General features: G+C 60.5%; 19 protein-coding genes. 8 read left to right on the plus strand and 11 right to left on the minus strand.

Annotated elements, in window-relative coordinates; genetic code table 11:
* Window positions 1-216: 216 nt before the first annotated feature.
* From ACSFA0_RS24605 to ACSFA0_RS24615, 3 genes are all read left to right on the plus strand, one after another.
* Window positions 217-903, plus strand: a complete 687-nt coding sequence (locus ACSFA0_RS24605; RefSeq protein WP_435452888.1) for a response regulator — start codon at window positions 217-219, stop codon at window positions 901-903.
* 305 nt (window positions 904-1,208) lie between these two features.
* The gene (locus tag ACSFA0_RS24610; RefSeq protein WP_435452889.1) at window positions 1,209-2,363 is read left to right on the plus strand and encodes a zinc-dependent alcohol dehydrogenase; all 1,155 of its coding nucleotides are present in this window, start codon (window positions 1,209-1,211) and stop codon (window positions 2,361-2,363) included.
* 12 nt (window positions 2,364-2,375) lie between these two features.
* Window positions 2,376-2,885, plus strand: a complete 510-nt coding sequence (locus tag ACSFA0_RS24615; RefSeq protein WP_435452890.1) for a hypothetical protein — start codon at window positions 2,376-2,378, stop codon at window positions 2,883-2,885.
* 517 nt (window positions 2,886-3,402) lie between these two features.
* Here the strand turns inward: ACSFA0_RS24615 and ACSFA0_RS24620 are convergent.
* Complete coding sequence (locus ACSFA0_RS24620) at window positions 3,403-3,906, minus strand: cysteine hydrolase family protein (protein WP_435452891.1); 504 nt, start codon at window positions 3,904-3,906, stop codon at window positions 3,403-3,405.
* A gap of 485 nt (window positions 3,907-4,391) precedes the next feature.
* Here ACSFA0_RS24620 and ACSFA0_RS24625 point away from each other — a divergent pair, with 485 nt between their 5' ends.
* Window positions 4,392-4,880, plus strand: coding sequence for a hemerythrin domain-containing protein (locus tag ACSFA0_RS24625; RefSeq protein WP_435452892.1), 489 nt, complete (start codon window positions 4,392-4,394; stop codon window positions 4,878-4,880).
* 523 nt (window positions 4,881-5,403) lie between these two features.
* Here ACSFA0_RS24625 and ACSFA0_RS24630 read toward each other — a convergent pair.
* Together ACSFA0_RS24630 and ACSFA0_RS24635 are read right to left on the minus strand one after the other, a co-directional pair.
* On the minus strand, window positions 5,404-5,934 hold the full coding sequence (locus ACSFA0_RS24630; protein WP_435452893.1) for a GFA family protein: 531 nt from the start codon (window positions 5,932-5,934) through the stop codon (window positions 5,404-5,406).
* Between the two features lie 694 nt (window positions 5,935-6,628).
* On the minus strand, window positions 6,629-7,000 hold the full coding sequence (locus ACSFA0_RS24635; RefSeq protein WP_435452894.1) for a hypothetical protein: 372 nt from the start codon (window positions 6,998-7,000) through the stop codon (window positions 6,629-6,631).
* Window positions 7,001-7,188: 188 nt separating this feature from the next.
* Here ACSFA0_RS24635 and ACSFA0_RS24640 point away from each other — a divergent pair, with 188 nt between their 5' ends.
* Together ACSFA0_RS24640 and ACSFA0_RS24645 are read left to right on the plus strand one after the other, a co-directional pair.
* Window positions 7,189-7,953 (plus strand): histidine phosphatase family protein, encoded by a 765-nt coding sequence (locus ACSFA0_RS24640; RefSeq protein ID WP_435452895.1) that lies wholly within the window; start codon window positions 7,189-7,191, stop codon window positions 7,951-7,953.
* Window position 7,954: 1 nt separating this feature from the next.
* Window positions 7,955-8,842: an NAD(P)H-hydrate dehydratase gene (locus ACSFA0_RS24645; RefSeq protein WP_435452896.1), complete on the plus strand. Its 888-nt coding sequence runs from the start codon at window positions 7,955-7,957 to the stop codon at window positions 8,840-8,842.
* Window positions 8,843-8,846: 4 nt separating this feature from the next.
* Here the strand turns inward: ACSFA0_RS24645 and ACSFA0_RS24650 are convergent, their stop codons facing one another.
* From ACSFA0_RS24650 to ACSFA0_RS24675, 6 genes are all read right to left on the minus strand, one after another.
* Complete coding sequence (locus tag ACSFA0_RS24650) at window positions 8,847-9,251, minus strand: hypothetical protein (protein WP_435452897.1); 405 nt, start codon at window positions 9,249-9,251, stop codon at window positions 8,847-8,849.
* A 106-nt stretch (window positions 9,252-9,357) separates the two neighbouring features.
* Complete coding sequence (locus ACSFA0_RS24655; RefSeq protein WP_435452898.1) at window positions 9,358-11,163, minus strand: YbhB/YbcL family Raf kinase inhibitor-like protein; 1,806 nt, start codon at window positions 11,161-11,163, stop codon at window positions 9,358-9,360.
* 4 nt (window positions 11,164-11,167) lie between these two features.
* The gene (locus tag ACSFA0_RS24660; RefSeq protein ID WP_435452899.1) at window positions 11,168-11,590 is read right to left on the minus strand and encodes a DUF3597 domain-containing protein; all 423 of its coding nucleotides are present in this window, start codon (window positions 11,588-11,590) and stop codon (window positions 11,168-11,170) included.
* A 227-nt stretch (window positions 11,591-11,817) separates the two neighbouring features.
* The gene (locus ACSFA0_RS24665; RefSeq protein ID WP_435452900.1) at window positions 11,818-13,722 is read right to left on the minus strand and encodes a phage integrase family protein; all 1,905 of its coding nucleotides are present in this window, start codon (window positions 13,720-13,722) and stop codon (window positions 11,818-11,820) included.
* Window positions 13,723-13,734: 12 nt separating this feature from the next.
* A complete protein-coding gene (locus ACSFA0_RS24670; RefSeq protein WP_435452901.1) occupies window positions 13,735-15,033 on the minus strand; it encodes a hypothetical protein in 1,299 nt (432 codons plus the stop codon).
* Between the two features lie 717 nt (window positions 15,034-15,750).
* On the minus strand, window positions 15,751-16,575 hold the full coding sequence (locus ACSFA0_RS24675) for a replication initiation protein (protein WP_435452902.1): 825 nt from the start codon (window positions 16,573-16,575) through the stop codon (window positions 15,751-15,753).
* A 984-nt stretch (window positions 16,576-17,559) separates the two neighbouring features.
* Here ACSFA0_RS24675 and ACSFA0_RS24680 point away from each other — a divergent pair.
* Window positions 17,560-18,090, plus strand: coding sequence for a PH domain-containing protein (locus ACSFA0_RS24680; protein WP_435452903.1), 531 nt, complete (start codon window positions 17,560-17,562; stop codon window positions 18,088-18,090).
* Window positions 18,091-18,095: 5 nt separating this feature from the next.
* Window positions 18,096-18,653: a hypothetical protein gene (locus ACSFA0_RS24685; protein ID WP_435452904.1), complete on the plus strand. Its 558-nt coding sequence runs from the start codon at window positions 18,096-18,098 to the stop codon at window positions 18,651-18,653.
* A gap of 119 nt (window positions 18,654-18,772) precedes the next feature.
* On the opposite strand, the gene ACSFA0_RS24690 is transcribed toward ACSFA0_RS24685, so the two are convergent.
* Window positions 18,773-18,925 (minus strand): hypothetical protein, encoded by a 153-nt coding sequence (locus ACSFA0_RS24690; protein ID WP_435452905.1) that lies wholly within the window; start codon window positions 18,923-18,925, stop codon window positions 18,773-18,775.
* Window positions 18,926-19,011: 86 nt separating this feature from the next.
* Window positions 19,012-20,511 (minus strand): KfrB domain-containing protein, encoded by a 1,500-nt coding sequence (locus ACSFA0_RS24695; protein WP_435452906.1) that lies wholly within the window; start codon window positions 20,509-20,511, stop codon window positions 19,012-19,014.
* Window positions 20,512-20,519 lie beyond the last annotated feature (8 nt).

Below are 20,519 nucleotides of genomic sequence, written 5' to 3' on the forward strand. Positions count from 1 at the left end.
ACCAGAAGTAGGCGACTCGGTCGTCGGCGAGGAGGACCCTGGAGCATCCCTTGATCTGCCCGATGCTCAACCCGGTGACGAGGCCCCCCCGGGGACAAAGGGCACAGGGGAGGGTGTCTGCCGCCAGTGTGGTGGTAAAGGGCGCACCGAAACTGATAAGCCGTGTCCTGCGTGCAGCGGCACAGGGAAGGTGACGGTGGGAATAGGCGGCGCCTGATGTCCGCCTCTGCAATTGCACTCCCTATCGCCGCTGGGCTGGACCAACGGCCGACGCTCGGCCGCGTCAAGGTCGCGATCGTCGACGATCACGCCGTGCTTCGAACAGCGGTACGGTCGGTGTTATCCTTGGAACCAGATCTGGAAGTGGTAGCCGAGGCTGACGACGGCGCGAAGGTTCTAACCCTTTTGCGTCAGACCCCAGTTGACGTCATCATGTTGGATCTGTCGATGCCAGGGTGGAGTGGTCTTGAAGCGCTGCACGCCGTGCGGGCCAGACGCCTCGCCATTCGAATACTCATATTCACGGCACATCCCGCGAGGGCCTACGCTGAAGTACTCCAAAAGCACGGAGCGGCCGGGTTTCTGAACAAGTCCTGCGAACCTACCGAGATCGCCCATGCTGTGCGGGCCGTCGGATCTGGCAGACGATATTTCCAAGATGCAGCGGTGTATGAGGAGGACGCCGACCCGGACGTAACGCCGCTGCATATTGGCCTGAGCCCAAGGCAGCTACAGCTGCTGACAAGGTTCGCCCAAGGCCAGTCCACCGGCGCGATTGGCCGTTCTTTGGGTATCAGCATCAAGTCCATAACCAAGCACCGGTATGCGCTCTTGCGACAGCTTCGCCTGCGGACGGACGCGCAACTCACTCGCTACGCGCTGCGGCACGAGCTGATGGACTGAACTCCACGATGCTGCGCGCCATGTGGGACAGCTGGTCGTCTTCTTTCTTTCTCCATCGAAGGTGGCTGCCTGGCCCTTGATTGGGCCAAGCCGGTATGAAGCTCGAACGATATGAGGTCGGGCTTGGGCGCGCATTCGCCTTATTCGTCAGCAAACCGGATACTGCCGCATCCAAGCCGTTCGGCTGAGCGGATCCGGACTGGTCGACATGGGGGCTAGCGGCCTACGTTGTTTACGCCTGGCGACGGACGAATGGCACATGTCGCTCGACTCGACGATCTGTTTCCACTCAGAAGGGTCGAACCATGCTTGCCTTGAATTACCGCGGCCCCTACCGCGTCCGTGCGTCCCAGAAACCGGACCCGATGATCGAGCATCCCAACGATGCCATTGTTCAAGTTCTGCGCTCCTGTATTTGCGGATCGGATTTGCATCTGTATCACGGTCTGGTACCAGACACGCGCGTTGGCACCACTTTCGGACACGAGTTCGTCGGCACCGTTGTTGACATCGGCGCGTCCGTGCGGAACCTCAAGCGCGGCGATCGCGTACTGGTTCCCTTCAACGTCTTTTGCGGAAGCTGCTACTTCTGCAAACGCGAGTTGTATGGCAACTGCCACAACACCAATCCGCAGGCCACGGCCGTCGGGGGCATCTATGGGTACTCGCATACCGCTGGTGGATTCGATGGAGGTCAAGCGCAGTTCGTGCGCGTGCCTTTCGCCGATGTCGGACCCACCAAAATCCCGGACGAGCTGCTGCTCGAAGACGCGGTGATGCTGACTGACGCGTTTCCGACAGGCTACCAAGCTGCAGAGATGGGCGGTATCAAAGAGGGCGACACCGTTGTTATCTTTGGTGCGGGCCCGGTCGGCATCTTCGCGGCGAAGTCCGCCTGGTTGCTCGGCGCGGGCCGCGTGATCGTGGTGGATCACTTGGAGTACCGCCTCGAATTTGTCCGAAACTTCGCGCAGTGTGAGACCGTCGACTTCAAGTCGGTCGACGACATGGCCATTCATATCAAGAAGATGACTGACTGGCTGGGTGCAGACGTCTGCATCGACTGCGTCGGCTGCGAAGCCGCCGGCAGCGCATTGCAGCGCCTCACTGGGGTCAAGCTCAAGATGCAAGCCGGTTCCGCGACGGTCCTGCACTGGGCCATCAACTCAGTCCGCAAGGGTGGTACGGTTTCCATCGTTGGGGTTTACGGGCCCACCTTCAACGCCGTGCCGATCGGCAATGCCGTAAATAAGGGCCTGACGCTTCGGATGAACCAGGCCAGCGTCAAGCGCCATCTGCCGCGCCTCATAGAACACATCAGGGCGGGGCACATCGAGCCTCACAAGCTCATCACCCATCGCATACCGCTGGAGGAGGTATCGGACGCTTACCACCTCTTCTCGAGCAAGCTTGATGGCTGCATCAAACCAGTGCTGATTCCGCCCGGCGTCACCGTCTGAACAGGAGCCAATATGAACACGCCCACTAAGTTTGCGCATATTAAGGGTTGGGGGGCCGACCTGGACCATGCCAACCGCCCCGCATATCCTAAAGAGCGCATGCCTCCACGGCTCGATCCCCCTGTGCGTTGGGATGAGCCAGAACCACAGCTCAGGCATGTGGAAGTGCTTCGATCCACCGAGCGGCCGGCCATGACGCCGGTTTTCGGTAGCGGCCAGCCGCCACGCGGGCTCAGTGGTGGGATACGGCGATTCGCCTTCAGCTACAGCGAGAACGATTTGCGTCATTGGTTGCTGCTCCTGTTTGCTGATCGGGTGGACGTTGGCGAAGGGTTGGTGGAGGACTTAACCCGCGGTCACCTGCCGCGCTTCTATTCAGAAATGGGCGGCCGCGCAGAGCTCAAGCACAACCCCGTCGGTGCCGCAAAAAAGGGGCTTGTTTTGGCGGCGGTGATTGGCGCCGCCTACTTGATGACCCGGCGGTCCCCGCGCCGTCGATCCATGCGGTCCATGCGGACGTAGCAGCCGCTCCAGCCTACGACATGAAGTCAACCCGTACGCCGACATAAAGCGACACGAGGCCAGAGCCATATGTTGTGCCTGCCCGCGGTAGCTACATACTTATTTGGTGAGAGGTGGTTATGAACGCGAACAGCCCTGTTTCCAGTGTAATGAAGCAAACGGCGAGGACCGATGCTGAACGTGGCGAGGCTACGAGTCCCAGCGAAAATTCATCCCCTACGGCTGAAAAAGCAGTGCGCGAAGGTGATAAACCAGTGGGCGAATCGAAGTCGGGCGGAAGCTCGCCGTATGAGGAACCTCATCACTTAGCGAAGGCTCAACGATCTAACTGACGTTGGACAGGCCTCGGTTGAAGACTGCGCATACCGGAGCATGAACTCGGCGGCACAGGTTCAGGCGCGCCCCGCTGCGAACGTCATCCTTTTTTGCGGCGGGCTGCGTTGTCGTCTGCCATTGAACGGCCCTGTGCCGTTCACGCTTGCTCCATGGACAAGAGTCGAGAAGAATCGCGATCGTCTTAGCGCATGTTGATCCATTGGTTTGCGGAACGCCGTAGCGCAACGGCGTTGCGCTTGAGCGTTTGAGACGCAACACAATCACGAGGGAAAACGACATCAATATCGCGCATCCGTGCCTCTGCCACGCTAGCCATGACGCATTGGTCGCTGGACACCCCACAGACAATGAGGCGTTGGACATGCAGGTCCTGAAGGAGAAGCGCCAGCGGGGTGGCAAAGAACGCCGAATGCTTGGGCTTCAGGACGAAATAGTCTCGCTCTGACGGCCGGAGGGCAGCCGTTACTGCAGCGGCGTTGCCGCCGCAATCGAGCGACATTGCAACGAGGCTGGCAAAGTCTGATCGCCAACGTCCCATGTTGTCGTTCGCGTAGATCGCGGGAGCGCGCGCACAGCGCGCCTTGAGCACGGCAATTTGCGGGGCAATTGCGACCGCGCCGGGAAGCAACTTCTCTGCGTCGGGAACGGACCAGCAACTGATCATGTCGATGATCAACAGGGCCACGCCGCCGGGGGCGCGTTTTGCGCCCAGGCCCTTCTCACTAGATGCGAGGGCCTAGCGCGCTGGCGCAGCGGGTGGGGGCGATACGACCGAGCTGCCAGGAGATTGAGGAGGAGTTGCAGCCAGGCGCTGCGGCGTCCCCAACTTGGCGGCATAGGCCAAGCCCTTCTAGCGCTTGTTTTCATCCTTGCTTGAAGCCGGAGTCAGGTCCTCGTTGAGATTGAACGCAGCCGAGTCATCGTGCTTCGTCCGACGTGTTGGGCGTCGATGTCCGATTCCATGCGAAAGGCTGTCGGAAAAGTCGTCGGCGCCCGACCCAACGCACGGCGCGCTGCGGCATTTCCTGCATCGGGTCGTGTCCGATCATGCAAATCCTGGCCTCAGGAACTCGTGCCGTTTTGCTCACTTTTGCAAAGCAGGCCTTCCTACGCCTTCTCTACCACGAATAGCAGATGCTGGTGTCCCCACATACTAAGAATGGATCTACCATGGCAACGACCCGCACCCCCGCTGATGCCTGCAGCCTCCTCGATGCAGACCATCGCAAGGTCAAGAAGCTCTTCAAGGACTTCGAACCGCTTGCCGAGTCGAAGGCGAAGACCGCACTCCGGAAGCGCCGCGACTTGGCCGACCAGATCTGCCTGGAATTGACAGTGCATGCTCAGATCGAAGAGGAGATCTTCTACCCTGCACTTCGCGCTGCCATCAAGGCTGAGGACCTGCTTGACGAAGCGGAGGTCGAGCACGCGAGCGCCAAGGAACTCATCGCCCAAATCAGGGAGGGTGATGAAGGTGATTCCAAGTGGTGCGCCAAGGTGATCGTGCTGGGTGAGTACATCGATCACCATGTCAAGGAAGAGCGCAATGAGATCTTTGTCAAGGCCCGCGCCGCAAAGAAGCTCGATCTGATTGGCATGCGCGATCAGTTGCAGGCGCGCAAGGAAGAGTTGATGGCTGAGTTGACTATGGCGGCTTGAGTTCAGCCCGTCCGGCGTGGTCGCTTACCTTAGAAGGTGAGCGGACCGCTCGGCTAAGTTCGATGCGGATGTCGCGGGCCGATACCTGGGCTTCAGGCTGCACATCGAGTGCGATGAAGTCGGGCATCGGCAAGTCTGCGGCATACCTGGTGGCGTAAAACAATCAGAGGCGCCGAAACGTGGGCTTCTGGATCTTCTTACTGAGCAATGTTCTCTGTGTCGTCTGGGGCATACGCACTGACAGCTCCGACAGCGGAAGCGACACCGTCGGCCAGCGGGCTGACCTGGCTCAACAGATGACAGCCTTGGGGGCGCTTGAGCCTCTCGAAGGATGGCGTAGACGGTGCCGACGAAGACCTAGTCTGACTAAATCAAATGGATCGGGACGAGGCAAGCTTGTACTGAATGGCCGGGCGTGCGCAGTCGGGAACGGGCGCTGGCCGTCCGCTGGTCACCATTCCTCGAATCTCCCGCTGGGCACAGCTCCTTATTTCGATTCCTCAAGCAAACAGAGGTCTCCTCGTTAGGCAGCCTTTTTTCCATGATTGACGGACGGCTTGACGTGCGGCTGCTCCACCTTCGGCGCATGCCTCTCGTGCCACTGCTTCAGTGAGTAGTCAGGAAAAGTGGCATAGCGCTCATCGCCTTCTCTGCCCTCCACCTGCACCCACGACGCCTTGGAATCTAGTGAGGCATGCACATTGGCCGGGGGCGCGGGCAATGGGGTGTCGACCGCGCCCGCGTGTGGATGGACAAGCTCGGGCCATGTTGGATCCCACATCCATAGCGCGCTCCCGCAGACGCCGCAGAAGTACCGCTGTCCGGTGCTCTGCCGCCTCTTGCCACCGTCATCGATCATTGCGCGGTAGATTCGCAGATTCCGTTTGCCCTTGATCTTCAGCGTCCTGTTGTCCGCGCCGATGTTGATGGCATAGCCTGCGGTGCCGGCCGTCTTGCGACAAATTGAGCAATAGCAGCGCATGAACGGCAGGAATTCGTTTGATTCGACAGAGAACTTGACGATGCCGCAGTGGCAGGAACCTTCAATATGCATGTGGTGTCTCTAAGTGCGGACGATGAGCACGAGTTTCGATCGAGCGTCTGCAGGCCGCTGTTGTGACGTGTTTCAGCCGGCAGCACGTCGTCCCTTGGCGGATCTGTGTGCCGCGTCGAAGGCGCCGATCACTTTGCCTTTTCGGCGTTGCGCCGACGGGTGGCCGCGGCCTTCTTAGCTGACGCAGACCGTTCAGCGGCGGTGCGGTGCGCGGACGCGGCACCACCCGCATGCCCACCCTTACGCGACGGGGCGTGGTTCGTAGCCTGACCGCGGCCGGACCCGTTTTTCTTGCCCCCGCCACTCTCGGCGTTGACGGTTGCATAGGCGCGTCGTTCAGCCTCGGGCTTGGACACGCCCCGCTGTTCGTAACCTTCCTCAATGTGCTCAGCTTGGCGTCTCTGCTTGTCCGTGTAGGATGATTTATCCCCTCTTGGCATAGTGGGCTCCTTTGACGTTGCTGCGACCACAACCGGCGCTGCTTGTGCTTTCTGGGGGCGATGAGCGGCTCGCCGTGTAGGTACACACTGAAGCCGCTCGCCCGACGGGGTTGACATCCCTCGAAGCCGTCGGCTGGCAGGCGCGGGCAAACCGTTTCCCTTGTGTAGGCGCTACCGCGTGTTCCATCCCCGCGGTCAGACGACGCGGGGCCGAGCCGTTTGACGCCGAGTGGCGCGTGAGCTGTGGGGGCGGGTCAGCGTGACGGTGGCACCGGCCGCGCACGAATCGAGCCCGTATCGGAGGGGTTTTCTGCATTACCAGCTGTCGCGCCTTGACGTTTCGACGACAACCCACCCTCGGTGCCACTGCTCGGCGGCCTACCGCTTTGCATGCGTGCCCGCGTCTGCGCCTCGTTGCCGACGAGCTTTCCGCCATCGGCGCCGCTCATGTCCGCCTGCTTGGGCCGCGGCGCCACCCCCGCCTTCGGCGCCGAGGTTTCGGGGGGGGTGACCGTGCCCTTGGAATTGCCTGTGGGCTGCGCGCGCGCGATGGCGGTCACCGCAAGACTGGCCAGTAGCGCGACGGCGGCGGACGCTGTGCGCCAGCGCATGAAGAGATGGGTCATGGTGCTCCTTTCGATGAACGAGGCCGACGCTGCGCATCAGGCGCAACCGACCGACACATGACCCTATTCGGCGCGCTGGCCTGTGCTAGCGGCATGCGCGTGACAGCCTGCCTAAGGTAGGACAGGACCGCGCGCACGCTGCATGAAGTCTTACGGCCATAGCGGCGGTCACTTCCTAGCATCAGGGAGTGCTTACGTCCTGGCCCCAATCCCTCTGGCTCATTCGGCACGGCCAAAGCGCCGGCAACGTGGCGCGAGACGCGGCAGAGGCGAGCGGTCTCGAAGTGATCGATCTGTCTTGGCGTGACATCGACGTGCCACTGTCCGACCTTGGCGTCGACCAGTCCATTGCTATCGGCGAGTGGTTCGCGCAACATCCGTCAGCTGAGCGACCTGACGTTGTCCTGTGTTCGCCCTACGTGCGTGCCCGCGAGACGGCGAGACTGCTGTCCGACACTGCGGGTTTCGAATCGACCGTCGTGTTGCGCGTGGATGAGCGCCTGCGCGAGAAAGAATTTGGCATCCTCGACAGGCTGACCCGGCTCGGCATTCAGCAGAAGTACCCCGAGCTCGACGAGCAGCGCGCCCATGTCGGAAAGTTCTACTTTCGTCCGCCCGGCGGCGAGAGTTGGTGCGACGTCATCCTTCGGCTGCGCAGCCTGCTGGAGATGATCACGCGCGAGTATGGCGACCGGCGGGTGCTGGTGGTCGCCCACCAAGTGATCGTCAACTGCATGCGCTACCTCATCGAGCAGATGGATGAGCACCAGATCCTTGGCATCGATCGCGAGGGCGACGTTCCGAATTGCGCGGTGACCTCCTACCGCGCGACGCACGGCCACAACGGAGAGATCGCATTGGCTCTTGACTTGGTGAATTTCGTCGCGCCGTTACGCGAGGCCGCAACCCCGGTAACCACCGCGCCCGACCGCCCTCGTGCACCGAAACCCTGAAATGCCCACCAGCACCGAGGCCAAAGCCCGTCCCCTCACGCGCGCGGCCCTTTCGCGCTGGCGTCTGCCCGATGTCGGCGCCGCTGCGGACAAGGAGACGCGCGGCCATGTGCTGGTCGTGGCGGGAAGCCACGAAATGCCCGGTGCAGCGCTGCTCGCTGCTGTAGCAGCGCTGCGTGCCGGTGCCGGGAAGCTGACCATTGCCGCGCCGGCGTGCGTAGCAACGGGGCTGGCGCTTGCGATCCCGGAATCACGCGTGATCGGCATGGCGGAGTCGCGCAGTGGAGGTTTCGCACCTGGTGGTGTGAAGTCGCTGGAAGGCATCGCGGCCGGAATTGCGGCTGTGGTACTTGGACCTGGCATGTTGGACGAAGCTCGCAGCACGCGCTTCGTTCGCAGTGTGCTGCCCCTATTCAAGCATGGTGTGGTTTTGCTTGACGCGCTTGCCATGTCGGCCGCGGGGCCGCGCGCGTTCGATCAGACTGTCGTGATGACGCCTCACGCGGGGGAGATGGCGCATCTCAGCGGCATGGCGAAAGATGCGGTTGCTGCTGCGCCTTTGAAAGTTGCGCGCGACGCCGCTGCACGGTGGAACGCCTATGTCGCGCTCAAGGGTGCGGTCACCTATTTGGCGCAGCCCGATGGAGGAGCCTGGCGTTTCGCTGATGGCACGCCGGGTCTTGCCACATCTGGATCGGGAGATACGCTGGCCGGGTTGATCGGCGGACTTGCGGCGCGGGGCGCGTCGCCTATGCAAGCCGCAGCATGGGGCGTGAGCCTGCACGCCGGTGCAGGCCAGGTACTCAGGGCTCGCCAGGGGGAACTCGGCTACATAGCGCGTGAGCTAGCGGGAGAGGTCCCCGCCCTTATCCAGGGATTGCATGGTTAGGTCATCAGCGATGCGCTTGGCGATGGCGGGGGCTGCAGGGGTCTCCTCGGAGGTCAGCGATGAGAACCTCTCCACCGACAACCCGACAGGTTGACCGCGGAACCCGATGGCGAGAGGCTGCAAGCAGGAAAAGTTGCAATGCCAGGCAGCGTTGTGACGCTGTAGTCGGCTGCGCTGGCATTGAAGACGTTGTTGAAGGCGTCGGTACATCCACCCCGGTGGCCGCATCCGTGCCGGTATTAATGATCTCGATTTCCCAAACGACTGGGCCTCCAGCGACTTGACGGTTGCCGGTTTCGATCTCGGCGATGTTGGCGCGTGCGATATCCTGCAACAGATCGGCGTCGCCCTTGTCGATCTTCGCCGTCTGCGCGAAGGCCGTGCCGGCCAGGAGTAAACCGCCCGGCATGGCTCAATTGAACCGCCCAAATGCATGGGCGTCGCCGGTTGAAAGCGGTTGCCTAGTGGCGAGCCATTTTCCGGGGCTGCCGGACGGACCGGTCAGCCACGCGGGTTCATTTCAGCGGTTTTGCCTGCTGCTGGAACGTTCCCATCAGCGTGCCTTTTGCCAGCACGTGGCCGCTCATGGCAGCCAGTAACTGATCCCGGTCCGCTCCCAAAGGAACCTGCAGGAACGTATCCAATGCAAATACTTGAAAGTGATAGTGGTGAGGCGGGTCCATCACGGGCGGTCTCGGACCGTAATACCCGGGCGATCCTCGCGTAGTGAGACCCTGGAGGACGCCGTTTGGCTCGGTCAGACGCATCTGCTCCTGCAAGCCCTCTGGGAGGCTTGTCACGCTCGCGGGGATGTTCCAGGCCAGCCAGTGCACGAATGGCGTCACCGGTTTCGCATCTGGATCTTCCATGACAATGACGTATGACTTCGCACCCGCGGCGGCGCTCCAGGCGAGCTGCGGCGAAACCCCGTCCGCGTACTCGCTATGCTTGATAGGAATGGCCCCCTCCGAGTTGATGGTTGCTGAAGTGACCGAAAGGGTGGCGCCAGCGCGCGTTTCCTCTCGATCCTTGGCTAGGGGAACCCCACTTCCTCTCATGGCCTGCTGCTGCATGACGCCGGCCGGTGTGGATGCTTCTGCAGCAGCGCCAGTCGCGCCGCGATAGGCGACGCGGTAGATGACGCCATTCGCGTCATCGGACATCAAGAGCGCACCGTCCTTCGCGATCGCGAGGCCGACCGGGCGGGCAATATGGGTTGTCCCGCCGTCGGTAAGGAATCCGGTTACGAACGGTTCGAACTTCTGAGGCTGGCCATCAGCGAACCGCACTCGGACGATCTCATAGCCAGAGGCTGGATTTCGGTTCCAAGATCCGCGCATAGCAACGAACGCATCGCCGGTATATTGCTCGGGGAAGGAGCCGCCGGGATAGAACACCATTTGCATGGGGGCGGCATGCGCGGTATACCCCATGGCCATCGGGGTACTGAGGGCCTTCCATTGCTCTTTGGTGATCTCGCCCACGGGGGTACTCTGCGGATTGACGCCATTGGTTCCCCAGATATGAGGCCACCCGTATTCTTTGCCGCGCTCTATCTTGTTGAGCTCTTCGGGCTGGACGTCATCGCCTAGAAAATCGATCCCGTGGTCCATGCCCCAGAGCTCGCCTGTCCTCGGCTGCCAGGCAAAGCCGATCGTGTTTCGAAGACCGCTCGCGAAGATCGAACGCGTCTTTCCGTCAGGTGATGCGCGCAGCAACGTCGCGTTCTCCGGATTGGACTCATTGCACGCGTTGCAAGTGGATCCAATGCTGATGTAGAGCATGCCATCGGGGCCGAAAACGATGGTTCGATTCGGATGCTGCCCAGCATCCGGAAGATCGCCCATGAGCATTTCCAGGCTACCCAGCGTACCGTCCGGTTGGATAGGCGCCTTGAACACTTCCTTGACAGTCGCGATATAGAGATAGCCGTCCTTGATCGCAAGACCATGCGCGCCGGGGCGGTTCGCCACGATGAGTCCGCCACCGTCGGCTTTGCCATCTCGGTTCTGGTCGCGCAACATGACGATGTCGCCCTGATCGCGCCGGCTCACGTAAACAGTGCCATCCGGAGCGACGGCCAGGATGCGCGCATTTTTCAAGCCGTCTGCGAATACCGAGACACTAAAGCCATCTGGCGCCTTGATCGCCGAGATCCGCGACGCGGTGACCTCCACCTTCGCCGGTTTGAAAACGTTCGTACGGATCGGCACATCAGTGCCATCCCCCTGTTGGGCGGCGGCCGAAAGGGGAAGCACGGCGGCTGCAAAAAAGCATGCCGTACGTACGAATACGACTGGATTGAGCAAACGCGAAGCCATACCTTCAGTCCTTGAGTTCAGCAGGCACCTTACCGCCGTTAGCCGCAATCTTGTTCATAACTTGGCGGTGAAGCCAGATGTTCATCGTGGCCGAATCGTTCATGTCGCCGGTGTAGTGCAGCTCTTGCGCCAGCTCCTTGCGCGAAGCCATGGAGCTGTCGAGATCGAGAAGCTTCATGAGGTCGACGATCGACGTCTTCCAGTTCAGCTTCTGACTGGACTTTGCAGCGAGGCCGTCCAGCATTTGCTCGACATCGACGTCCTTCATTGGGCTAACCGCGGATGGTGCGGGAGCGCCCGGGGCCGATGGCGTTGCCGTCGGTGCGGGAGCAGCTCCTGCACTCGGCGCCGCGCCAGGTGTCGGGCCCGCGTTTGCCGCATGTGCGGTAGGGAAGATCTTGCTGAAAATGTTTCCGAGAATGCCCATGGTGTCTCCTGAGATGGTTCACCAAGAACATCGCCGTGCCTTCATGCAAAGCAGGTCGGACGGCGCGCCGCGGGCTTGCCAGTGCCCCGGAACAACGCCTTCTCGTGCTCGGTGTCACCCACAGGGTTCGTTCTCACCTTCGCCCTGGCGCGTGGACGTAGCGCTTGTCAGACATGTGCCTCAATCTGATGCTCGCATGAGCCGAGGCTCGGTCCATGCTGAATAGGCTAGGACTTAGTCTTGCCCCAAAATCCTTCCATGGCGCGCAGCCGTGCGTCCCGCTCGCCTGTCAAGTAGCCCGATGTCGTCGCGATCGACGAGTGACCCATGTTGTTTCGAACGACCTCGAGGGGCACTGGTTCGTGCCCCTCGCGGCCGTTCAGCGCATGCGATGCATGCGAATGCCTCAGCCAGTGCGTGCTGGCCTTGAGCACCTGCCGCGCATCGCTGTCGCTTAGCTGCAGCGCGCATGCCTTCATGAAGGCGCGAATGGACTTGTACAAGCCCGAAGACGACCAGGCCTGCGGCGCCGCGGCGCCCGGCTTGTCGAACTTGGCCAGGATCGGGACGTGCGCGTTTTCAGTGGCCAGCGGGTCGCGATCGCGGGCGGCGCGCACAAGCTCCTCGCTTAGCTCGTCGACCAGCGCGGCGGGGATAGGAACCTTTCGCTCCTTCTCACCCTTGCCGATGACGGCCAGTAGCCAGCCCGTCACTTTTTTCCCTTCGCCGTTCGTGTAGCGCAGGCGCTCAAGCCCCCCGCACTCTGCCGAGCTGATTTCAGCCAGGCGCAGGCCTGTCGCGTAGAGCCAGCGGATCGCGCGAGCGCGGCGCCGCTGCAGCTCTGTCTGCTCACCGGCAACGACGAGCTGTGCGCTGATGAAGTCCCACTGCTCGAAGGTCAGCGCACGATTCGACCCGAGCTGACGGCTTGAGGCACGTGGCAACGTCACGCCCACGAAGGGGTTGCCGACCACGTGGTTCTGCGACATCAGGAAGGCGAACATGCTGCGCAGGATGACGAGCGCCTGCCGCATCGCTGGGCGGCTCAGCGGCCCCTCCAGCGGCCTCCATTGGGGCGACCAACGGCCGCGGTACCGTGGGCCGCACCAACGCAGCGGGGGCGCCGCCAGGAAGTCCCGAAAGGCGTTCGCGTCTTCCAGGGTGAGAGAGGAAATTGCTTTTCCCCGCTCCAGGATTGACCACAGCACAAGCCGCTCTGCCTCTTTGCGATAGGCGCGCTTTGTGGCGGCGCCCTGCGGGCCTTCACCGCCTCGTTTCGAGTCGAGCCAGGCGCTGATCGCCTCATAGTCGTTCGTCGCGGCCAAGGTGCTCCTTTCGCCGCGGAACGCGCCTGCACTGCCGTCCAGCTCGGCGGGCACAAGGAATTTCTCCAGCGGGACCAAGCCGGTTGCCTGAGGCACAACCGCCTCAAGTTCCGACGGCTGCAGCTGCGAGCTGGGCAGCAAGGCGTGCCGCCCGATAGACATGCCGATCGATGCTTCGTGCAGTGTGAGCCAGTCGACGACGCGTGCAGCTTTGCCGGCACCGATGCCAGGCACGCCACGCCACCACCGTGCGCCGGACGTGTTGATGCGCTCGATGAGCGCGAAGAGAGTAGGGCACCCAGCCGCCTCGATGCGGCTTGCCAGGGCCGGCGCCAACCAGGCGGCGACACCGTCCCCAGGCTTTGGGCTCTGCGCGACCAGATCCTCCAACCAGCGCAGCGCGGCAAGCTGGCGGTTGACGAGCTGGCCGCGGCGCGAGGTGCGCCGCGTCGCAGATCCGTATTCGGCCGCATACGCCTCTAGCTGCTCCTCTTGGGAAAAGTCCTCCATGCCTCGCTCAAGCGCGAATTCCTCAAGCGTTGGCTTTTGCTTCGTCTCGCCGATCGTCGCAGCGTCCATTAGGACCAAGCGCGCCGTGCCGGGCTTCGACTCTCGGCGCGCAGCAGCAGCAAACTCGGCGCGCATCCAAGCGATCGCGCTTTTCACCTTGCGAGCGTCTGTGTTCTCGCTTTCCAGCCGGAGGTATTGCTCCCAGGCCTTAGTTGAGTCGACGCCTTGCACGATAGCTCGCATGAAAGCGAAGTGGCCGCTGTGAAGCTTGCGACCGCGATCGACCGCTTTTTTCATAGCACTTATTGGCTAAAAAGGAATGTCAAAGTCACTCCCACCGGGTAAATGTTGTTCTAAGCCATGCTTCTGCAATAACTCATCGAACTCGGCGTCCGGGACGGCCCTGCCGCGCAGTTTTTCCAGCAAAGTGGAGAATCCAAAGCTTGACGTAATTTCCGCGTTTTGAGAGGCCTCAGCAAGTATTCTCTTGATGTGATGCGCCTTCATTTCGTAAGCCATTTCAGCAAGCAGCTTGGCTCCCGCATTAGCGCTTTCGAATGAATTTGATTCAACATAAAGTTCGATGGCTCTATCGATTACCTGTGGTGGAGAGATGAAGAATTGCGCTGCAGCAATGTCTTTCCTGCTGGCGTATTTAACCCTATGCAGGGCAAATGCAGAGAGGGGAGGGTACTCCAGCAAAAAATCTAAATCGATGAAGCTGTCGACGGGGAGCCTTTGAACAAACAGAGTTAGTCGCTCACGTACGTCGGTCTCTAGCATTTGCCATGTATCGGGCAACGCCTCCAAAATCTTCACAAAGCGATCCAATTGCTCGTCGTCAACGTCCCGAACTAACCTGGACAAACGCTCATTAAGCAGCTTGTTGACTGCTATTGGGTGCAATGTTCGCACTGCGGAAAGTGCTCTAGAAGCCGTATATATCGGGATGACCTCTTCGGCCGACCGCACAAGGACGTTCTTGAGCAGTACAAGGGAAAAATTCCTCACCAACGATTCGCGTGGCTTTCTTAACGGTCCAACTGAAAAGACCTTAACCATCTTTTCCTGTTCTATGGGAAAAAGCGACGATTGAATATCTTTTTTTAGCCGATCCAGTGCATACTTTCCTTGTGCCGGCGGGTGCTGCAATAAATGAATGATGGCCGCGTGTATGTGCGCTCGCACGAGTTCGGCACTAGGGCTATAGACTTGATCTTCCGAAATTAGTGAGGGATGCGCGCACCGATTTCGATCTGCTTGGAGACGTTCTAAGTCGATGTGTTCGAGATGCGAAATCAATTCAAACTTATCGCGGGCCAGAACAAGGAGTTCCTTTTCGAACTTTAGCGCATTAGTGACATCTCCAGAAGCTCGAATTCTCTCTAATGCTGCGATCTGCTGCTCTGCCTCTTTGTCACCGGAAAATGAAAGCTCTCTCAGTTTGTCGATGATGTCAAAGCAAACTGCTATCCAAGTACCCACTATTGCCGCTCGGTAGGCGCCAACGCGGTAGCTGGCGACTGCTTCGGCAACGTAGGATTTGGCTTTCTCATCCCGACACTTCAGAACAAGTTCGTCTAGATCAGCAAGGGGAGCAGAAATCATTGGGTGGACTGCGCGAAGCCTGTTTGGGCCATGATTCTAGCGGGCCCTCTTCATGATTATCTACATAATCATCCGTGTTAGTTTTGCCGGCTAAGTGGCGTAGGGCTGCCGAATCGGTGGGGTTTGTTGTCGCCAGCCTCAGCTGCAGTTCCATGGTGCGGCTCGCTCGATCCCTCACGACCTATTCGGACAACTACCGGGTCAGTCGGACGCTACCCGACGTTGTCCGACTGTTCACGATCCAGCAGCCTATTCGGACAGATACCGGGTCAGTCGGACATTGTCCGACGATGTCCGCGCCGCAGCGCTCATCGGTCCTATTCCGGATGGATCCTTCTACGCCGTGATGTCCGAATGCAATCGGTCGAGCAGCGACAGTGTCTCCCTCTTTATTCCGTAAGTCATTGAATTTGTTAACATTTTTGAGCGTGAAGGGGCGGCGCAGCTCTTAGAAACCTATTCGGACAAGTACCGGGTCAGTCGGACATCAGCGCTTGGTGTCCGAATGGATTGCAGCTTCGGGTGTGATCTATTCGGACAGATACCGGGTCAGTCGGACGCCAGTTTTTGTTGTCCGACTGTTTTCTGCACTCACGTGGTGCAAAAAGCCCGAGCGAGCGAGCAAAAGTCCCCCATGACGCTGTAATTTGTAGGACAAAACCTTGCAGGTTGTGGATAACACCCGGTAGATGTCCGAATAGCTCGACCGCTCTCGCATCAGTCGAGCGAATCGATTTCGTCGTCCTCTCCCGAGCTTGCATCTGCAATCCCGGGCTCGCCCATGTCGAGGCGACCTTGCGGATCAGGACCAAAGGTGAACAGCAAGGCCGAGACGCGCCGGCCCCCCTTGCGGATCGGCTTCCAGTCGACCCAGATTCCAGCCTTGGCACGGATCGACTCAAGCGCTGGTTCGATAACACGCACCCGAAGGCCCTTGAAGTCCTTCCGGATGCTCGCAGGGGCTTCCATGGCCTCCCAGAAAGCCTCGATCGAGGTTTCGAAGCGGCCGGTGCTCTGCCATGACTTGAGAAGCTCAAACAGGCGCCAGGAGTAGACGCTGTCGAAGTTGGCTGCTTGCGTCAGCTTGTACGACGTGAACTGCCGGCGCAGGCCAAGCAAATGAGGCGCGATTTCAGGGCTGAAGTTGAGTTCTACAAAGCCCTCGCCCGGCATGTACGAAGCCCCCGACACCCAGCGAAACTTTTTCTCGATCGTGGTGCCCTTGGCGCCGCGGACCTCATAGCGGACGTATCGCTCAAACAGCTTTTCTGCTGCGGCCCTGAGTTGCTCGTATGCAGTCGTCGTGTCCACGGAAAACGTCTCTGCGTATTCCATCGCAGAGATCCGCATCTTCCAACCCGAGTTGGCACCAAGCGCAAGGTTCTTGGCCGGAACAGAATCAGTCTCCGAGAGGCCCAGGGCGACCAGACGCTTCTCTGCAAGGTTGAGCCCCTGTGCGGCCCTCGCCAGGCGATTGCTCATCGAGACATAGCGATCAGCTGGAACATCAGCGCGGAGCAACAGGTCAGTGGTAGTGGACATGATCTATTCGGACAGATACCGGGTTAGTCGGACGCCATGGTGATGATGTCCGAATGTTAGGTTGTCACTTGAGTTGGCGTCAAGCGATTTTGGCACCATTCGGACGTGATCCGGCAGTGTCCGAACGCCACGGCGCTGGATCGACGGATTCCTAGCTCCCTCAGGCTGTGGATAACACCCGGTGGATGTCCGAATAGGCCGAAATGTGGATAACACCCGGTGGATGTCCGAATAGAGCAATGCGCGCTGTGGATAGCACCCGGTAAATGTCCGACTGACCCGGTGGATGTCCGATATAACCCGGCGGATGTCCGAATAGGGCAAAAGTTGTGCACACACAGAATGCAGCACTGGCGCGGCCTACGGTCCGATTTTCGGAATTTCCAGCAGCCCTAAGAAACAGAAGAAACATTAAAGAAACCGCGTGCGCGCGAAAACGACGGCTGTAGGAATCAACTAGACCCCCCTTCGGGGGGAAATGAAAAGGCGCAGTGGCTTCGCCCTGCGACGCCCCCCAGGGCTGCGCCCAAAACATCAAAAGCCCCCCAAAGGGGGGCAAACAGTCCCCCAGTCCGCGGGGGCGTGCCGCCCCCCTGCCCGGCCCTTCGGGCCGCGGACGCGACCCCCCTGTGGAAACCTACGGTTTCCCCCGCTCCGGCTCGCCGGGCGGCTCCCCCTTCCCTTCGGGCTTAGCAATGAGGGGGGGTGGGCGGCGAGGGGTTCAGTCGAGCGACATGCAGGCCGATATTCGGCCCGTCGCGGCCCGAATGGGTGCAGGGCAAGGGTCATGGTGCCTTGCCCCGTGGATCGGGGTTGGTGTGGCTGGCGTTTTGGTGCTGTCGACGCGCGCGATCCTGTCGCCGGCGCTACGATCCAGCATGCATGGACAACTCAACTGACAACATAAATGTGTTGTCAGCAACGGCGATTTAGCATAAAATGAAACCTAACGGACAACCTAAAACAGATCGCAAAGGGAGCGAAATGCAAGCCATCATCACTTTTCCGCCCGTCGTGGAAGCGGTTCATGGTCACTCTGGCCCTCCCGCCGTAGTGAAGCCATCGCAGGCCGTCAACCTTGGGCATTTCATCAAGCTTGCCTGCTACGCAGCCGCTTGGACTGGCCTGTTCGTAGCGCTGCCGTGGAATCTTCATTGGGCTGTCCTGGTCGTTCCCCTTGCTCTGCTGGCCTTCCGAGCTGCTTACTCCTGGCTCGACTTTGCATGCCTCTCCTACCGATTCGAAGGTGGGGAGCGCATCATCTGGTCCTTTGGCGTGTTGTCCCGCAATAGCGGTTCACTGGAAGTGTTCAGGGTGCAAAACGTGAGCCTGCAACAGACGTTCTTGGAGCGCCTGGCCGGCGTCGGCACGATCACGCTCGAAACTCGCGACGCTACGAACCCGATGCTGCGTCTGGTGGGCATGCGTGAGCCCGAGAAGCTGCGCGCTTCGCTGACCGAATACGTGCAACGCGCTCGACGAGTACGAGGCGTTCAAGAAGCTGCAGTCAACTGACCTACATGATGAATTCAGCAATTGCAAAAGCAGCCGTTCTAGCCATTCTGACGGGGGCATCTTTCCTTTCAGCCGCCCAGCCGCGCCAAGCATTCCGCTCCGTTGATGCGCAAACACTCGACGTTGCGGGGGTCAAAACCGGCATGGATTTCGAGGAGGCAATGGCCGCAGCGATGAAGCACTTTCAAGTGCCACGCAACCAAATGAAGCCCGAGACGAGCCCGGGAGAAGGGCTTGTGACGCATGCAAGATTGCCGCGCTATTTCACCTATGAAAAGAGGGGCGTCAAATTGATCGTCCATTTTGAAGATCGAGTCCCCGTCGACAAAGCCCGACCAATGGCCGCGTCGCTGGTGATCTATGAACTTCCATGGTCCCAAGAGAACGCAAAGGCCATGGCGGAAGCGGCGCTGACGAAGTACGGTCCGAATTCGAATGCCCCCTATGACTTGCCCATGGAATGGTGCGCTCAACCGAACAAAGCACAGATGGGCGCATGCAGGGGGGGGCGCTATCCCTCAAGCATTCCTGCAGCTTTCACAGGTGAAGCTGGAGTTATCTGATCCTGCGTGGCAACAAGCACGGATTGATTTTGTAAGAAGCACGCAAGCTCGAAAGCCGAGCTTCTGAGCGCTGCAAGAACAAAAAAGCCGGGTTGCCCCGGCTTTTTTTTCGCCCTCCGTCACGTCTCGTCGACGTCGGGCTCGAGGCCGGTTGCACCGGCCCCCTGGTTGTCAGCCACAGGATCGCGCTGGTCGACCAGCTCGAAGGCGCGAAGCAGCGGCAGGCCGAGCAAGGTCCACAACGCCGCCGGCGGCAGCAAGCCGAGGCCCATAGCGATGGCCAGGACCAACGCCGGGCACAGCAACCAAGAAAAAAGCCGGGACGCCCCGGCTTTTTCTCGTCTCGACGAGCTGCTGTTCATCGGTCGCGCTGCGGAGCGCGAGCAGGCGCGCGCTGGGGTTCGCGCGCACGTTCGCGAGCTGGCGGCTGCGCGATGTGCTTCGTGGCGTTGTCCAGGTGCTTGAGGAACGTGTCACGTCCCTTCGCATTGGTGATGGCCTTCTCTGCCCACGCGGTCATCTCGGCCTTGATTTCATCAGCGCGCTTCTGATTGAAGGGGATGGCCGTGCCGTTGCCTCGCTCATCACCGTACTGGAACTTCATGTGCGTGCCGCGCTTGATCTGGCCACCGTCCATCTGACCGGCCAGCTCGCGGCCGTTCTGCAGAGCGTCCAGGTCATGCGCGATCGCCGTCGACTTGCCGACGCGCTGCACGATGTGCGTGTCCGTCATCAGCAGCACCTGGCCGCCGTACTCGGCGCCGGCCTTCGGGATGTAGATCGCGGCGCGCTCGTTCGGCGCGTGGGTTTTCAGCAGATCGATCGCCAGTTGCCAATCTGGCTTCGCCATGTTGGCACCGATTCGACGAACTTCGGCCTTGGGGGTTTGTGCAGCAGCTTCCATGGTGTTCTCCAATTCAGATTGATGGGGTTCGTTAAATGCTTTGTGCGCCTTGATGCCCAGGCTCACCAGGCGCTCCTTGTCAGCGACGGACGCGTCGTGGTTCTCGACCCAGTCGTTGATCGCGGCAAGATCTGCTAGAGCAACAACGGCCCCGTCTTGCTGCACTTCGACAAATCCGTTGCGGCCGTTGGAACGCATCTCAGCGTCGCCGACTGATGACATGCGCTCCCAGGAGCTGATTCCGGGCGAATCGGAACGACGGGCGTCAACGTCCCGGACCACCTCGTCGATCAGATCGACAAACGGGACTTCGGTGGCATAACGCTCGGGTTGAGACAGTGCCTCAGAGCGTGCGTGCACAAAAGAACCGAGATTGAGGTAGGCGCCGTCGACCGTAGTGGCAGGATCGGCCGCCTGGTACGTTCCAGTGACTGGCTCGTAATCGCCCAGCTTGTGAACGGCTGGAAACCGGTACAGGCCATCTAAGCCTTTGGTCGGTTTGTAGGGTTCTTTGGCGCTGTCGAAACTCTCAGCGAAAGCATGGCCGAGGTCGAGGAGGTACGCTGCGTGCGAAGCTCCCTCGGGGAGTTGATCTAGCGCCTTTCGAGTTTCCTTTGCGCTGATGTTGGCTTGCTCGATGGCGGTCGCTGCTTCCACTGCTGCCAACAGCGACGGGTCGCGTCGAGCAAGTTCGGCGCGGTACAGAGGCACAGCCTCCGCAATCTCGCCGATCACTTCGGCCGCACGATCGCCGGCGGCGTTGCTCTGGATCTGCTTGAACAGCGCGATGTCGTGGCGCACCAGGTCAGCAGCAGCAGCAGGCGACAAGCCGGCACCGCCATGCACAAGAGCCTCCGCACGCGAATCCAGCGTGCGAAGGATCTGCAGATCGCTTTCACTCTCTCCAGGGGTGCGCAGCTCGGACAACGGCGGCGCGGTAGATGACTTAGCCATGAAGCTCC

The sequence above is a fragment of the Variovorax restrictus genome, assembly GCF_051216715.1.
Lineage (GTDB): Bacteria > Pseudomonadota > Gammaproteobacteria > Burkholderiales > Burkholderiaceae_C > Variovorax.

What these genes read in the sequence shown, in the direction of transcription:
- ACSFA0_RS24605 (WP_435452888.1), top strand. Translation starts at nt 217, where the DNA reads ATGTCCGCCTCTGCAATTGCACTCCCTATCGCCGCTGGGCTGGACCAA.
- ACSFA0_RS24610 (WP_435452889.1), top strand. Translation starts at nt 1,209, where the DNA reads ATGCTTGCCTTGAATTACCGCGGCCCCTACCGCGTCCGTGCGTCCCAG.
- ACSFA0_RS24615 (WP_435452890.1), top strand. Translation starts at nt 2,376, where the DNA reads ATGAACACGCCCACTAAGTTTGCGCATATTAAGGGTTGGGGGGCCGAC.
- ACSFA0_RS24625 (WP_435452892.1), top strand. Translation starts at nt 4,392, where the DNA reads ATGGCAACGACCCGCACCCCCGCTGATGCCTGCAGCCTCCTCGATGCA.
- ACSFA0_RS24630 (WP_435452893.1), bottom strand. Translation starts at nt 5,934, where the DNA reads ATGCATATTGAAGGTTCCTGCCACTGCGGCATCGTCAAGTTCTCTGTC.
- ACSFA0_RS24635 (WP_435452894.1), bottom strand. Translation starts at nt 7,000, where the DNA reads ATGACCCATCTCTTCATGCGCTGGCGCACAGCGTCCGCCGCCGTCGCG.
- ACSFA0_RS24645 (WP_435452896.1), top strand. Translation starts at nt 7,955, where the DNA reads ATGCCCACCAGCACCGAGGCCAAAGCCCGTCCCCTCACGCGCGCGGCC.
- ACSFA0_RS24650 (WP_435452897.1), bottom strand. Translation starts at nt 9,251, where the DNA reads ATGCCGGGCGGTTTACTCCTGGCCGGCACGGCCTTCGCGCAGACGGCG.
- ACSFA0_RS24655 (WP_435452898.1), bottom strand. Translation starts at nt 11,163, where the DNA reads ATGGCTTCGCGTTTGCTCAATCCAGTCGTATTCGTACGTACGGCATGC.
- ACSFA0_RS24660 (WP_435452899.1), bottom strand. Translation starts at nt 11,590, where the DNA reads ATGGGCATTCTCGGAAACATTTTCAGCAAGATCTTCCCTACCGCACAT.
- ACSFA0_RS24665 (WP_435452900.1), bottom strand. Translation starts at nt 13,722, where the DNA reads ATGAAAAAAGCGGTCGATCGCGGTCGCAAGCTTCACAGCGGCCACTTC.
- ACSFA0_RS24670 (WP_435452901.1), bottom strand. Translation starts at nt 15,033, where the DNA reads ATGATTTCTGCTCCCCTTGCTGATCTAGACGAACTTGTTCTGAAGTGT.
- ACSFA0_RS24675 (WP_435452902.1), bottom strand. Translation starts at nt 16,575, where the DNA reads ATGTCCACTACCACTGACCTGTTGCTCCGCGCTGATGTTCCAGCTGAT.
- ACSFA0_RS24680 (WP_435452903.1), top strand. Translation starts at nt 17,560, where the DNA reads ATGCAAGCCATCATCACTTTTCCGCCCGTCGTGGAAGCGGTTCATGGT.
- ACSFA0_RS24685 (WP_435452904.1), top strand. Translation starts at nt 18,096, where the DNA reads ATGATGAATTCAGCAATTGCAAAAGCAGCCGTTCTAGCCATTCTGACG.
- ACSFA0_RS24690 (WP_435452905.1), bottom strand. Translation starts at nt 18,925, where the DNA reads ATGGGCCTCGGCTTGCTGCCGCCGGCGGCGTTGTGGACCTTGCTCGGC.
- ACSFA0_RS24695 (WP_435452906.1), bottom strand. Translation starts at nt 20,511, where the DNA reads ATGGCTAAGTCATCTACCGCGCCGCCGTTGTCCGAGCTGCGCACCCCT.